The organism is Streptomyces sp. NPDC046859, from assembly GCF_040645135.1.
In the GTDB taxonomy this organism is placed as follows: domain Bacteria; phylum Actinomycetota; class Actinomycetes; order Streptomycetales; family Streptomycetaceae; genus Streptomyces.
Window position 1 is genome coordinate 79,396 of the sequence record NZ_JBEYXR010000016.1, and the last position, 14,667, is coordinate 94,062.

10 protein-coding genes are annotated in these 14,667 nt (G+C 71.8%); 9 read left to right on the forward strand and 1 reads right to left on the reverse strand.

Annotation, left to right across the window (positions count from 1 at the left end; all coding sequences use genetic code 11):
* The 5 genes from ABZ899_RS23495 (at position 1) to ABZ899_RS23515 (ending at position 9,751) form a co-directional block, all read left to right on the forward strand.
* Positions 1-984, forward strand: coding sequence for a sugar ABC transporter permease (locus tag ABZ899_RS23495; protein WP_361349438.1), 984 nt, complete (start codon positions 1-3; stop codon positions 982-984).
* Positions 981-1,817, forward strand: a complete 837-nt coding sequence (locus ABZ899_RS23500) for a carbohydrate ABC transporter permease (RefSeq protein WP_361349441.1) — start codon at positions 981-983, stop codon at positions 1,815-1,817. The genes ABZ899_RS23495 and ABZ899_RS23500 overlap by 4 nt, the downstream gene beginning before the upstream one ends.
* 404 nt (positions 1,818-2,221) lie before the next feature.
* Entirely contained in the window at positions 2,222-6,490 is a 4,269-nt protein-coding gene (locus ABZ899_RS23505) for a HAMP domain-containing protein (RefSeq protein WP_361349444.1), read from the forward strand.
* A gap of 198 nt (positions 6,491-6,688) precedes the next feature.
* On the forward strand, positions 6,689-9,046 hold the full coding sequence (locus ABZ899_RS23510) for a SpoIIE family protein phosphatase (RefSeq protein WP_361349732.1): 2,358 nt from the start codon (positions 6,689-6,691) through the stop codon (positions 9,044-9,046).
* 147 nt (positions 9,047-9,193) lie between these two features.
* A complete protein-coding gene (locus ABZ899_RS23515; protein WP_361349447.1) occupies positions 9,194-9,751 on the forward strand; it encodes a DNA starvation/stationary phase protection protein in 558 nt (185 codons plus the stop codon).
* Positions 9,752-9,843: 92 nt separating this feature from the next.
* Here the strand turns inward: ABZ899_RS23515 and ABZ899_RS23520 are convergent, their stop codons facing one another.
* Positions 9,844-10,383, reverse strand: a complete 540-nt coding sequence (locus tag ABZ899_RS23520) for a MarR family transcriptional regulator (RefSeq protein WP_361349450.1) — start codon at positions 10,381-10,383, stop codon at positions 9,844-9,846.
* 31 nt (positions 10,384-10,414) lie between these two features.
* Between ABZ899_RS23520 and ABZ899_RS23525 the strand changes: the two genes are divergently transcribed.
* The 4 genes from ABZ899_RS23525 to ABZ899_RS23540 all read left to right on the forward strand — a co-directional run bounded on the left by ABZ899_RS23525 (position 10,415) and on the right by ABZ899_RS23540 (position 14,628).
* On the forward strand, positions 10,415-11,353 hold the full coding sequence (locus tag ABZ899_RS23525; RefSeq protein ID WP_361349453.1) for an EamA family transporter: 939 nt from the start codon (positions 10,415-10,417) through the stop codon (positions 11,351-11,353).
* A 103-nt stretch (positions 11,354-11,456) separates the two neighbouring features.
* Complete coding sequence (locus tag ABZ899_RS23530) at positions 11,457-13,112, forward strand: PP2C family protein-serine/threonine phosphatase (RefSeq protein ID WP_361349456.1); 1,656 nt, start codon at positions 11,457-11,459, stop codon at positions 13,110-13,112.
* Positions 13,109-14,215: a cobalamin-dependent protein gene (locus ABZ899_RS23535; protein WP_361349459.1), complete on the forward strand. Its 1,107-nt coding sequence runs from the start codon at positions 13,109-13,111 to the stop codon at positions 14,213-14,215. Before ABZ899_RS23530 ends, ABZ899_RS23535 begins: the two co-directional genes overlap by 4 nt.
* A complete protein-coding gene (locus ABZ899_RS23540) occupies positions 14,212-14,628 on the forward strand; it encodes an STAS domain-containing protein (RefSeq protein WP_361349462.1) in 417 nt (138 codons plus the stop codon). Before ABZ899_RS23535 ends, ABZ899_RS23540 begins: the two co-directional genes overlap by 4 nt.
* The last annotated feature ends 39 nt before the right edge of the window (positions 14,629-14,667 follow it).

A 14,667-nucleotide genomic window follows, 5' to 3' on the forward strand; every position in this document is an offset into this window, starting at 1 on the left:
ATGCCGGTCACGTCCACCACGCCGTCGAAGACCGCGGCGCAGTCCGAGGGGGCGGCCTCCCGCAGGGGAGGTCTCCCCCGCGGGGGCCGCCGCAAGCAGGAGTTCACCACGCGGCGCGGCCTCGCCATCGCCGCCTACATGGCGCCCGCCGCCCTGTTCGTGGCGGTCTTCACCTACTACCCCATGGTCGCGGGCGGGCAGATGGCCTTCCGCAACTGGAAGCTGACCGACCTCACCGACACCTCGTGGGTCGGGCTGAGGAACTTCGGCGACGTCTTCGCCGACCCCGCCTGGGGGACCGTCCTCGGCAACACCGCGGTCTGGGTGGTCGGCTCGATCGTGCCGCAGCTGGTGATCGGTTTCGCGCTCGCGCTGTGGCTGCGCCGCCGCTTCCCCTTCCGCGGCCTGTACCAGGCGCTGATCTTCTTCCCCTGGGCGATCTCCGGATTCCTCATCGGCATCCTGTTCCGCTGGATGTTCAACAGCGAGTTCGGTGTCGTGAACGACCTGCTGCAGAGGGCCGGTCTGATCGACGAGCCGATCGCCTGGCTCGCGGATCCGGACACGGCGATGGTGGCCGTGCTCGTCGCCAACGTCTGGTACGGCGTCACCTTCTTCGCGATCATGATCCTCGCCGCGCTCCAGTCGATCCCCGACGAGCTGTACGAGGCGGCCGCGCTGGACGGCGCCGGCAAGGCCCGCACGCTGTTCCGGATCACCATCCCCTACATCCGCACCACGCTGGCGCTGACCGTGCTGCTCCGGGTGATCTGGATCTTCAACTTCCCGGACCTGATCTTCGGCATGACCGGCGGCGGGCCGAACAACGAGACGCACATCGTGACGACGTGGATGATCAGGATCACTCAGCAGGGCGACTACGGCAGGGCCTCCGCGCTCGGCCTCCTCGTGGTGGCCGCGCTGCTGGTGTTCGCGGTGTTCTTCCTCATGGCCACGCGGGAGAAGAAGGGGGCGAGGCCGTGATCGGCAAGGAGTCCACGGCCGGCCGGGCCGTCAAGTTCGTCTTCCTCGGCGGGTGGCTGCTCTTCACCGTCTTCCCGCTGTACTGGATCACCGTCACCTCGCTGAAGGCGCCCGGCGACATCTTCCGTTTCCCGCTGGCCTACTGGCCCGAGCACTTCTCGCTGGAGAACTACAGCGGTCTGTTCGGCACCGCCGACTTCGGGACGTACCTCACCAACAGCCTGATCGTGTCCCTGGTGGCCGGGGCGACCGCGACGGCGATCTCCATGCTCTCGGCCTACGTGCTGGCCCGCTTCGAGTTCCGCACCAAGTCGGCGCTGCTGATGGCGGCGCTGGTCACCCAGATGATCCCGTCGTTCATCGCCCTGGGGCCGCTCTACCTGCTGATGACGGACCTGCGCCTGGTCGACAACCGCTTCGGGCTGATCCTCGTCTACATCGCGGTGTGCGTCCCGTTCTGCACGGTGATGCTGCGGGGGTTCTTCGAGAACATCCCGGACGCCCTGGAGGAGGCCGCCATGATCGACGGCCTGTCCCGGTTCTCGGCGCTGTTCCGGGTGCTGCTGCCGGTGATGCGGCCGGGGATCATCGCCGCGTTCATCTTCAACTTCGTCAATTGCTGGAACGAGCTCTTCCTGTCGGTGACGCTGATGAACAGCGACGCGAACAAGACGGTGCCGACGGCGCTGAACGGGTTCATCTCCAGCTTCAACATCGACTGGGGCTCGATGTCCGCGGCGGCGGTGCTCACGATCCTGCCGACCATGCTGCTGTTCGCCTTCGCCAGCCGCCACATCGTCCAGGGTCTGACCTCGGGCGCCGTCAAGGGGTGAGGCCCACGCGCGCGTCCGCACCCCGGGGCGCGCGCACTGTGTGAGGTGCGTCCCAGCGGGCTACTCGGACGGCCGAGAGGTTGGGACCACAGCCTCTTGTGGTTTCCCGGGGCCTGCCCGCCCTGGGAAACCTCATACGTCCGCGGACTCCCCGTGGCAAATTCTCCCGTGTACCGCGCTCCCCGGTTTTCACACCTCTTTGCGGCCATCGATCCCGGCCCGCGGGAACAGAGGTGGACGGCTTTTGTTGTCACCCGGCAACTGAGTTAGCCTTCACCGGATCTTTTCATCCGGCCGGCCCCCGTGAACTGCGGAAACCGGTCGGTGACCAGGCCCTCCGACGGGGCCGGCGCGGTTCCGAGTCCTCGACGCGGGGGCTCTTGGGGAGCGGAACGAGGGTGCGCATGACGAGCAAGACGACCGAGGCCGTCGACGGGGCCCTGGGCGAGCAGGAGCTGCGGCAGCTGCTGGCCGGTCTGACCGCCGTACGAGACGGCGATTTCGGCACCCGGCTGCCGTCCGACGGCGAAGGCCTGCTCGGGGACATCGCCGATGTCTTCAACGGCATGGTCGACCAGCTGTCCGTGTTCACCTCCGAGGTGACCCGGGTGGCGCGCGAGGTCGGCACCGAAGGCACCCTGGGCGGCCAGGCGGAGGTGCCGGGCGTCTCGGGCACCTGGGCGGATCTGACCGACTCCGTCAACGCCATGGCGGGCAACCTCACCACCCAGGTGCGGGACATCGCGCAGGTCGCCACGGCGGTCGCCAAGGGTGATCTGTCGCAGAAGGTCGACGTGCCCGCGCGGGGCGAGATCCTGCAGCTGAAGGAGACCGTCAACACGATGGTCGACCAGCTCTCCGCGTTCGCCGACGAGGTCACCCGCGTCGCCCGCGAGGTCGGCAGCGAGGGCCGGCTCGGCGGCCAGGCCCAGGTGCCCGGCGTCGGCGGTGTGTGGCGTGACCTGACGGACTCGGTCAACTTCATGGCGGGCAACCTGACGTCCCAGGTCCGCAACATCGCCCAGGTGACCACCGCGGTCGCGCAGGGCGACCTCTCCCAGAAGATCACCGTGGACGCGCGCGGCGAGATCCTCCAGCTGAAGAACACCATCAACACGATGGTCGACCAGCTCTCCGCCTTCGGTGACGAGGTCACCCGCGTCGCCCGCGAGGTCGGTACCGAGGGGCGCCTCGGCGGGCAGGCGGACGTCAAGGGCGTCAAGGGCACCTGGCGGGACCTCACGGACTCCGTGAACTTCATGGCGGGCAACCTCACCGCGCAGGTCCGCAACGTCGCCCAGGTCGCCACGGCGGTCGCGCAGGGCGACCTCTCCCAGAAGATCACCGTGGACGCGCGCGGCGAGATCCTGGAGCTCAAGACCACCATCAACACGATGGTCGACCAGCTCTCCGGGTTCGCCGACGAGGTCACCCGTGTCGCCCGCGAGGTGGGCACCGAGGGCAACCTGGGCGGGCAGGCCATCGTCCGGGGCGTGTCGGGCACCTGGAAGGACCTCACCGACAACGTCAACGTGATGGCGTCCAACCTGACCGGTCAGGTCCGCTCGATCGCCAAGGTCGCCACCGCCGTCGCGCGCGGCGACCTGTCGCAGAAGATCACCGTCGAGGCCAAGGGCGAGGTCGCGGCTCTCGCGGACGTCATCAACACGATGGTCGACACGCTGTCCGCGTTCGCCGACGAGGTCACCCGTGTCGCCCGCGAGGTGGGCACCGAGGGGCGCCTCGGCGGCCAGGCGCACGTGCCGAACGTGGCGGGCACCTGGAAGGACCTCACCGACAACGTCAACTCCATGGCCAACAACCTGACCGGTCAGGTCCGCAACATCGCCCTGGTGACGACGGCGGTGGCCAACGGCGACCTGTCGAAGAAGATCGACGTGGACGCCCGCGGCGAGATCCTGGAGCTGAAGACCACCATCAACACGATGGTCGACCAGCTGTCGTCGTTCGCCGCCGAGGTCACCCGCGTCGCCCGCGAGGTCGGCAGTGAGGGCCGGCTCGGCGGCCAGGCGGAGGTCGAGGGCGTCGAGGGCACCTGGAAGCGGCTGACGGAGAACGTCAACGAGCTGGCCGGCAACCTCACCCGCCAGGTCCGGGCCATCGCCGAGGTGGCCAGCGCGGTCGCCGAGGGCGACCTGACCCGCTCGATCACCGTGGAGGCGTCCGGCGAGGTCGCCGAGCTGAAGGACAACATCAACTCCATGGTGGGCTCGCTGCGGGAGACCACGCGCGCCAACCAGGAGCAGGACTGGCTCAAGACCAACCTGGCCCGGATCTCCGGCCTGATGCAGGGCCACCGGGACCTGCCGGTCGTCGCCGAGCTCATCATGGACGAGCTCGCCCCGCTGGTGTCCGCGCAGTACGGGGCCTTCTACGCGGCCGAGGACGGCGACCGCGGCCCGGAGCTGCGGCTCGTGGGGTCGTACGGCTACCCCGACGCCACCGACCGGCCGGAGCGCATCCGGGTGGGCCGCTCACTGCTCGGGCAGGCCGCGCGCAACCGCCGTACGGTCAGCGTCGAGGAGCTGCCGGAGGACTACGTGACCATCTCCTCCGGCCTCGGGCAGACGGCCCCGCGTGCCCTGGTGGTCCTGCCCATCGTGGTCGAGGACCAGGTCCTGGGCGTGATCGAGCTGGCCTCGGTCACCCGCTTCACCCAGATCCACCAGGACTTCCTGGCCCAGCTCATGCCGACCATCGGCGTCAACCTGAACACCATCGTGGCCAACGCGCGCACCGACGAGCTGCTGGAGGAGTCGCAGCGCCTGACCGCCGAGCTCCAGGAGCGCTCCGAGGAGCTGCAGGTGCAGCAGGACGAACTCCAGCGCTCCAACGCGGAGCTGGAGGAGAAGGCGTCCCTGCTGGCCTCGCAGAACCGCGACATCGAGGCGAAGAACCTGCAGATCGAGCAGGCCCGGCAGGAACTGGAGACCCGCGCGCAGGAGCTGGCGCTGGCCTCCAAGTACAAGTCGGAGTTCCTGGCGAACATGAGCCACGAGCTGCGCACCCCGCTCAACAGCCTCCTGATCCTCGCCCAGCTGCTGGCGCAGAACCCCTCGCGCAACCTCACGCCGAAGCAGGTGGAGTACGCGGGCATCATCCACTCCGCCGGGTCGGACCTGCTCCAGCTGATCAACGACATCCTCGACCTGTCGAAGGTCGAGGCGGGCAAGATGGACGTCACTCCCGAGCAGGTTCCGCTGCGCGAGCTGCTGGAGTACGTCGAGGCGACGTTCCGCCCGATGACGACGCAGAAGAGCCTGGAGTTCACGGTGGCGACCGCCACGGGCACACCGGCCGACCTGCTCACCGACGGCTCCCGGCTGCGGCAGGTGCTGCGCAACCTGCTGTCCAACGCGGTGAAGTTCACCGAGCAGGGCTGCGTCGAGCTGCGCATCGAGCCGGCCGCGGACCGTGAGGTGCCGATGAGCGTCCTGCGGGGCGGTCCCGTCGTGGCGTTCCGGGTCAAGGACACCGGCATCGGCATCCCCAAGCAGCAGCTGGAGACGATCTTCGGGGCGTTCCAGCAGGCGGACGGCACCACCAGCCGCAAGTACGGCGGTACCGGCCTCGGCCTGTCGATCACCCGGGAGATCGCCCAGCTGCTGGGCGGTGCGGTCACGGTGGAGTCCACCCCCGGTCAGGGCAGCACGTTCACCCTCTACCTGCCGGTGGCGCGGGCCGACTTCGAGGGGATGCTCGACGGCACGGGCCGGGCCGTGGAGCAGCAGGCCGAGATGGCCGAGCTGCCGTCCGCCTCGGCGTCGGAGACGTCGTCCGTGAAGGCACCCGAGCAGCGCAGACGCCGGCTGCTCGTCGTCGAGGGCCGCACCCGCGGCCTGCTCACCCTGGTCGCCGAGCGCGCCGTCGCGGACATCGCGACGGACGCCGACGACCGGCTCGGCGCGATCGACATCATCACGGCCGTCGGGGCGCAGGAGGCGGCGAGCACCCTGGCCGCCGAGCCCTGCCACTGCGTCGTCCTCGAGCTCGGCATGGCCGACGAGGAGGGCGCGCGGCTGCTGCAGGCCATGGAGGGCGACTCGGCGCTGACCAGCGTGCCGGTGCTGGTGCACACCGGCCACCACGTGGACCAGGCGCAGGAGCAGGCGCTGCGCTCCCGGGCCAGCGGCCGGCCGCTGGACTTCCTCTCCAGCCTGGACGAGCTGCGCGAACGCATCACCCTGCACCTGTCCGCCGAGGAGCCGGGGGACGTGCTCCAGCTGGTCCGTACCGAGGAGCCGCAGCGCGCCATCGCCCAGGTCGTCGACAGCGCCTTCGCGGGCCGTACCGTGCTGGTGGTGGACGACGACGCACGCAACCTGTTCGCGCTCAGCGGGGCGCTGGAGCTGCACGGCTTCCAGGTCCTGCACGCCGACAACGGCCGCCGGGGCATCGAGACGCTCCTCGCCCATCCGGACGTCTCGCTGGTCCTGATGGACGTGATGATGCCGGAGATGGACGGCTACGCGGCCACCGCGGAGATCCGTGCGATGCCCCAGTACGCGGATCTGCCGATCATCGCCGTCACCGCCAAGGCGATGCCGGGCGACCAGGAGAAGAGCCTGGCCTCCGGGGCGAACGACTACGTCACCAAGCCCGTCGACACCAACGACCTCATCAGCCGCGTCCAGCGCTGGCTGTCGCCGTGACAGGGGGTTCCACCGCCGCACACACCGCCGACCGCCCGGCGTCCCCGGACGTCATCGCCGACGAACAGGTCCACCGTGAGCCATCATCTTCAGCCGACCGAGCCGGAGCCCACCGGCGCTCCCGGCGGCGAGCTGCTGCCCGACGAGGGGTACGGCACCGTGGCCTTCCCCGACCGTGACGACTTCGCGGAGGTCGGGATGCCGGCCGGGGACGCCGATGTACAGCGCTCCCCCGTCGGCAGACTCGCGGCGACCGTGGAGCGGCTGCGCAAGGAGGTGCAGGAGGCGCACGCCGAGGCGGACGGGCGGGCCCTGATCGAGCTGGCCAAGGGCATCCTCGTGGAGCGGCTGGGCTGCGGTCCCGCGCAGGCGGCCCGCCAGCTCGCCGAGCTGACCGAGCAGGCGGGCATGTCCCCGCTGGAGTTCGCCGTCGAGGTCATCAACCAGGCGGCACGGGACCGGGTCGCGGAGGTGACCAGCGCGTTCCTCGCGAGCACGACCGGCGGCTCCGAGGACGCCGACGCGTCCTCCGCGGTGCGGCTCAGGGCCGCCGAGAGCGGCGCGCTGGCCGCCCACGACACGCAGGCCGTGGCCGAGTCCCTGATGGAGCACGCCCTGCGGCCGATCGGCGCGGAGGCCGTGGCCATCTGGGCGCTGGGCTCCGACGGCTCGCTGACCCTGGCGGGCAGCGCCGGGTTCTCGGCGGCGGAGGCGGGCCGCTGGCGGTACGTCCCGCCGGGGGTGGTGACCGTGGCGAGGCGCGGGCTGGGTGAGCGTTCGGGGCACTGGATCGGCTGTCTGTCCGACACCCAGCTGCCCTCCATCGGGCAGCACCTCCATCCGGACGGCGGCCGGGCGGCCGTACCGGCGGGCACGGGCGGCCGCATCCACGGCGTGCTGGAGATCGTGTGGCCGGCGCCGATCGAGCCGCAGTCCCCGCAGATCGTCCGTCAGGTGGAGGCGCTGGCCGAGCTGTGCGCGCACACGCTGGAGACGTCGGCGCCGCCCCGGGCGGGCGACGAGTGGCGTCCGGTGGTGCTGCCGGACGTGGCCGAGCTGATGGACCTGGCCGACGGCCTGCACGATCCGGCGCTGGTGCTGCTGCCGTATCTGGACGCGGACGGGGAGCTGGTCGACTTCCGCATCCACCACGTCAACAGCCGTTTCCTGGACCCGAGCGGCCGTCCCCGGAGCGTCGTCAGCGGTGCGCTGCTGCTGGAGGCGTATCCGATGGCCGCCGGGGAGAGCGAGCTCTTCGATCAGGTCGAGCGGGTCTACGCCACGGGTGAGCCGTTCCAGGCCCGGCGTATGCGGCTGACCGCGCTGGTGGACGAAGTGCCGCTGGCTGCGGTCGCGGACATCCACGCGAGCCGGCACGGCGGCTGTGTCCTGCTGATCTGGCGCATGGAGGACGAGACGGCACGGCTGGCGAGCCTTCTCCAGCACGCGCAGCGCCTCGGCCGGATCGGCGGGTTCGAGGAGAACCTGCTGACCGGTGAGATCACCTGGAACGTGCAGCTGTACGACCTGTACGGCAAGCCGCCGTCCGACGGCCCGATCCCGTTGGAGAACCTGCCGGCGCACGCCCACCCGGACGACGCGGTGCCCATCGGGCGGTTCCTGCGCACGCTGCTGCACCACCGGCGGCCCGCCTCGGCGGCCTTCCGGCTCCAGCGCCCCGACGGAGTGACCCGGCACATCCGTGTGGTGGCCGAGCCGGAGCTGGACACCGACGGCCGGCTGTTCGTCGTCCGGGGCGCCTACCAGGACATCTCCGCGCACCACTGGACGGAGGTGGCACTGGCCGCCACACGGGACCAGCTCGCCCACTCCGAGCAGCAGGCCAGTGAGCGCAACCGGCTGGCCCTGCAGCTCCAGCACGCGATCATGCCGCCCGCGCAGGCCCCGCTGGACGCCCCGGGCCTGCGGGTGGCGGTGCGCTACCGGCCGGCGGAGACCCAGCACCTGGTCGGCGGCGACTGGTACGACGCGGTCGTGCTGCCGTCGGGGCTGGTGCTGCTGTGCGTGGGGGACGTGGCCGGGCACGGCATAGACGCCGCGACCAGCATGGTGGTGCTGCGCAACGCGCTGCGGGGCCTCGCGGTGACGGGGGCCGGGCCCGCCCAGCTGCTGTCCTGGCTCAACATGGTGGTCCACCATCTGACCGGCGGTGTCACGGCGACGGCGGTGTGCGCCCTGTACGACCCGGAGCGGCACACGCTGCGCTGGGCCCGGGCCGGGCATCTGCCGCCCGTCCTGGTGCGCGGGACCGAGGCCAGCCCGCTGCCGCTGGTCAAGGGTCTGCTGCTGGGCGCCCTGCCGGAGGCGATGTACGAGGAGGGGGAGGTCCAGCTGGCCGTCGACGACACCCTGCTGATGTACACGGACGGCCTGATCGAACGGCGGGACCGGTCCGTGGAGGAGTCGCTGACGCAGCTTCTGGTGGCCGCGCGGACGGTGCCGCCGACGCTGGAGCAGCAGCTGGACCGGCTGCTCACGTACAGCAGGTCCGACACGGACGACGACACCTGCATCGTCGGGGTCCGCGTGGCCTGAGGGCCGTGGACCGGCCGGGTGCCGCTCACCCGACCGGTCCACGGCCGGTGGTCCGATCAGTGAGTGAAACGCGCGTCACAGGTCTGCGAGAGCGAAACCAGGGCACCTGAACTCCTACTTCACCCCATTCGAAGAGGAGTTGCGAACATGGCGAAGGACCTCACCCCCAAGTACACGGTGCCGGGCATCGAGCGCGAGGCGGCGGGGCGGCTTATCGACGTCCTGCGCCTGCGGCTGCACGCCCTCAACGACCTTCACCTCACCCTGAAGCACGTGCACTGGAACGTGGTGGGCCCGCACTTCATCGCCGTGCACCAGATGATCGATCCGCAGGTCGACCGGGTGCGTGACATGGCCGACGACACGGCGGAGCGCATCGCCGCGCTCGGCGGGGTCGCGCAGGGCACGCCGGGTTCCCTGGTGAAGGAGCGGACCTGGGACGACTACTCGATCGGCCGGGAGGACGCGCTGGCGCACCTCGGTGCCCTCGACGTCGTCTACACCGGTGTGATCGAGGACATCCGGGACGCCATCAAGGTCGTCGGGGAGATCGACCCGGCCACGGAGGACCTGCTCATCGAGCACCTGCGGGACCTGGAGCAGTTCCAGTGGTTCGTCCGGGCCCACCTGGAGAACGCGGGCGGCACGCTGGCCACGGCGCGGGCCGGCACGGAGACGGAGGCGGCCGAGGCCGCCAAGCGCTGACCCGTGAGGGCGGGCGCCCTCATCCGTCCTGCTGGACCCGTTCGGCGAAGAGCCCCGGTCGCGACACGCGCGGCCGGGGCTCTTCGGTGTGCTCAGGCGGTCCCGGAGGTGTCGCCGCCGGGTGCGTCGAGGCGGGACAGCCAGGTGGTCAGCAGGGTCTCCAGCGTCTCGGCGTCGGCGGGCGTCAGCAGGTCCAGCAGGCGCCGCTCGTTGCGCATGTGGTCGGTGAACGCCCGGTCGATCAGTTCCCGGCCGGGCGCGGTGAGCGCCACGATCCGGCCCCGCTGGTCGTCGTCGGAGCGGCGGCGGGTGACGAGTCCCGCGCGCTCCAGCCGGTCGATCCGCTTGGTCATGGCGCCGGTGGTGACCATGGTGTGCGCGGCGAGCTCGCCCGGTGCCCGCTCGTAGGGCTCCCCGGCGCGGCGCAGCGCGCACAGCACGTCGAACTCGCCCTCGCCGAGCCCGTACCGCCCGTAGACGAGGGCGAGTTCCTCGGTCAGGCGGTCGGCGAGGCGGTGCAGCCGGCCGATCACGCCCTGGGGGCGGACGTCCACGTCGGGCCGTTCGCGGCGCCACTCGGCCTGGATGCGGGCCACGCGGTCCGGAGCTTCAACGGGTTCCATGACCACCATAATAGCTTCCTGGGAAGTTACTATGGCTTCCATGGAAGCCAATGTGCGGTGGGTGTCGATCACCGCGATCGCGCCGGTGGCCTGGGGGGCCAACTACTACGTCACGCACGCGTACCTGCCGGCCGACCGGCCGCTGTACGGAGCGGCCCTACGGGCGCTGCCCGCGGGACTCGTGCTGCTGGCCGTGTGCCGGAGACTTCCGCGCGGGAGGTGGTGGGGGCGCTCGGCGACGCTGGGCCTGCTCAACGTGAGCGTGTTCTTCGTCCTCGTGTACGCCGCCTCCCAGCTGCTGCCCACGAGCGTCGCGTCCACGGTGATGGCGGCGTCCCCGCTCGCCATGATGCTCATCGCCTGGTCCCTGGTGTCCGAGCGGCCCGGGATCACGCATCTGGCCGGTGCGGCCACGGGGCTGGCGGGGGTGTGCCTCATGGTGCTGACGGGCGGCGAGTCGGTGAGCGTGCCGGGCGTGCTCGCCTCGGCGGCGGCGATGCTCGTCTCGGCCTTCGGCCACATTCTGACCAAGCGGTGGAGCGCGGACGCCGACGTCCTCGCCGCCACCGCCTGGCAGCTCACGGCGGGCGGCGTGCTGCTGGTCCCGTTCGCGGCGGCGGTGGAGGGCGGCCCGCCCGCGCTCTCCGGATCGGCGCTGCTCGCCTTCGCGTTCACGGGCCTGGTGGCCACCGCGCTCGCCTTCGTGGCCTGGTTCGCGGGGCTGCGCCGGCTGCCGGTGGGGACCGTGGGCCTGATCGGGCTGCTCAACCCGGTCACCGGTGTACTGCTGGGTGTCGCGGTCGCCGGGGAGGCCCTGACCCTCCAGCAATGCGCAGGGCTCGCCCTGGTCCTGCTCGGGGTCGCCCTGGGCCGCCCCCGGCCGCCCGCTCCGGTACCGGTGACACCTGGGGAGCCCCCCGGGCGTTACGGCCGGACGGAGCTGGGTACCCGACCCGATCCGGCTTCGCACGGGGCCTGATTGACGGGCCGAGCGGTGGGCTGCGAGGCTCGGGGAGCAGTACGAGAACGTGATGTCGTCGAACGAAGGGTGATCAGGTCCGTATGACGCGGAGCTGACGAATATGACGCGTGTGGAAGGCTCCTCGCCCCTGGGGCAGGAGCTCATGTCGTCCGTGGGTACCGCGTGGATGCGGGCACCCTACCCCGCTCTGGTCGTGGACACGACCGGCGCCCTGGTGGAGATCAACGCACAGGCCGCCCGGCTCTTCCCGGCGGCCGGCCGGGGTGTCCCCCTCGCCGAGGTGGCGCCGGGCTGGCTCGTGGAGGGCCACCGGCGGGTCGCCGTCGCGGGGGACGACGCCGGCGGCCCGGTGCGCGGCCGTCACGAGCAGTGGACGCTGGAGGCGCACGCGACGCCCGGCACGCATGGCCAGGTGGTGTGGTGGCTCGTCGACGTCACCCACCGGGAGCTCGCCGAGACGGCCCTCAGGAACGAGCAGGAGCGCACCGGTTTCCTCGCCGAGGCCTCCAACCGGCTGCTGGCCTCCCTGAACCCCGAGCGCTGCATGGAGGTCGCGGTCGAACTGGCCTCCGAGTACCTGGCCGACGCCGCCGTCCTCGTCTCGCCCACCTCCGGCCGCCGCCACCCGCTGTCCCTCTGCGCCGGTGGCGAGGTCGAGCACCGGACGCTGCGGATCGACCCCGCCGACGTCCCCGGCCTGAGGGAGGCCCTGCAGGGCTTCCCGCCCGTGCCGTCCCGCTGGATCGACCCGTCCGCGGTGCCGGAGTGGGCTCTGCCGGACGGCTTCTCCGGACCGGTGGGGTCCGTCGTGGTCACGCCCCTTCCGGGGCACGGCGTCCCGGCCGGTGCGCTGATCCTGCTGCGGCGCGGCGACCACGCCGCCTTCGACACCTCCGAGGAGGTCTTCGCGCGGGTCTTCGCCGCCCGCGCGGGCGCCGCCCTGTCCGCGGCCCGCCTCTACATGGAGCAGAGCGCCATCACGGCGACGCTCATGGAGGACCTGCTGCCCCCGCTGCTGCGACGCGTCCACGGCGTGGAGTTCGCCGGCAGCTACCGGGCCGCCCAGGACACCGAGCGCGTCGGCGGGGACTTCTACGACGTCCACCCCGGCGCCGCCCCCCGCGAGAAGACCCTCGCGGTGCTGGGCGACGTGTGCGGCAAGGGCCTGGAGGCCGCCGTGCTGACCGGGAAGATCCGCAGCACGCTCCAGGCGCTGCTCCCGCTGGCCGGTGACCACCAGCATCTGCTGCGCCTGCTCAACGGCACGCTGCTCAACAGCCGCCACACCCGGTTCACCACCCTGGTGCTGGCCTCGGTGCTGCGCCAGGACAACACCACGCATCTGTGGCTGACCAGCGCCGGGCACCCGCTGCCGCTGATCGTCCGGCAGGACGGCACCGTCGAGGAGGCGCGGACGTCCGGCACCCTGATCGGCGCGCTGCCGGACGTGAAGTCGGTCACCGCCGAGGTGGACCTGCGGCCGGGCGAGACCTGCCTGCTGTTCACCGACGGGGTCACCGAGGCCCGCGGCGGACCGCTCGGCGACGTGATGTTCGGCGACGCCCGGCTGCGGGCCGCGCTCGCGGAGTGCGCCGGCATGCCCGCCGAGGCCGTCGTCGAGCGGATCCACATGCTCGTCGCCGAGTGGATCGGCGACAACCGGCACGACGACATCGCCGTGATGGCGATCACCGCGCCCCGGACGACCCATCTCACGGCTGTGGACGGCCATACGGCGGGCAGGTACACCGCATGACTGATGTGACCACCGCACACGGAGACGGGACGCTCACGCGGGCCCGTGAGGAGCTGTGGCGGGCGGTGTGCGCCCGGGACGAGGACGCCGCCGCCCGGGCCGTGTTCACCGCGCTGGACGACGGCGCCGACGCGGAGGACGTCCTCCTGGACGTCATCGCCCACACCCAGCGGGAGGTCGGCCGCGCCTGGGCGGAGAACCGCTTCACGGTCGCCCAGGAGCACTCCGCCACCGCGATCCACGAGCGGATCATCGCCGCCATGGCGCACCGCGTCCCGGCACCGGCCGCGGAGACCCCCGCGACCACGGTGACGGTGGCCTGCGTGGACGGCGAATGGCACGCGCTGCCGGCCCGGCTGCTGGCGGAGGTCCTGCGGCTGCGCGGCCACCGGGTGGACTTCCTGGGCGCCCAGATCCCCACCCCGCACCTCATCTCCCATCTGCACACCACCGCGCCGAGCGCCGTGGCCCTGTCGTCCTCGCTCCCCCTGCGGCTGCCGGCCGCGCACACCGCGATCACCGCCGTCCAGGCCATCGGCATCCCGGTCGTCGCCGGGGGCGCCGCCTTCGGGACCGACGGCCGGCACGCCCGGCTGCTCGGTGCCGACGCCTGGGCCCCGGACGCCCGGACCGCCGCCGGCCTGCTGGAGCGCGGGCTGCCCCGTCCGGCCGGAGGGGCCGTGCGGCACAGCGTCGACGACCTGCCGCACCTGGCCGACCAGGAGTACACGCTGGTGACCCGCTCCAAGCGGCAACTGGTCAGGAGCACCCTGGCCGGGCTGGAGGAACGGCTGCCCGCGATGCGCGCCTACAGCGAGGCCCAGCGCGAGCGCACCGCCGAGGACGTCATGCACATCGTGGAGTTCCTCGCCTGCGCCCTCTACACCGACGACGGTGACCTGTTCACCGGCTTCCTGGACTGGACGGCCGATATCCTGGAGGCCCGCCGGGTACCCGCGGGCGTGCTGGATCCCGCCCTGGTGCTGCTCCAGGAGGAGCTCAAGGACTTCCCCCGTACGCTCGGCCTGCTCGGCCGGGGACGCGACACGCTGCGCCGGCGTGACACCCGTCCCCCCGTCCCCGGACCCGGCGCACCCGTATGAGTACCGCATCCGACGACACCTTCTTCCACCTGGACACGGCCCTCGACGCCGCCGGCGACGCGCACATCCGCATCACCGGCGACCTCGACTGGGACAGCGCCGACGAGCTCACCGAGGCGGCGCGCGCCCTGCTGTGCACCGACCCGGCGCCCCGGGGACTGCATCTGGACTGCGCCCGGCTGACGCTGTGCGACTCGCTCGGTCTGGCCTCGCTGCTCATGGTCCGGCGCGCCACGGCCGCTGCGGGCACCCGGCTGCACCTGGTCAACCAGCCCGCCCCGCTGCTGCGTCTGCTGGACATGACCGGCACCGCCGACCTCTTCGACGGCGCCACGGGCCGTGGCGCCGAGGCCCCGGACGCCTCCCGCGAGGCCGGCACGGCACCCCCTCCCCCGCCACCGCCCCGAACCTGACGCGTTCGGCACCCGGCCGTCACCGAACGCGGGGCACGG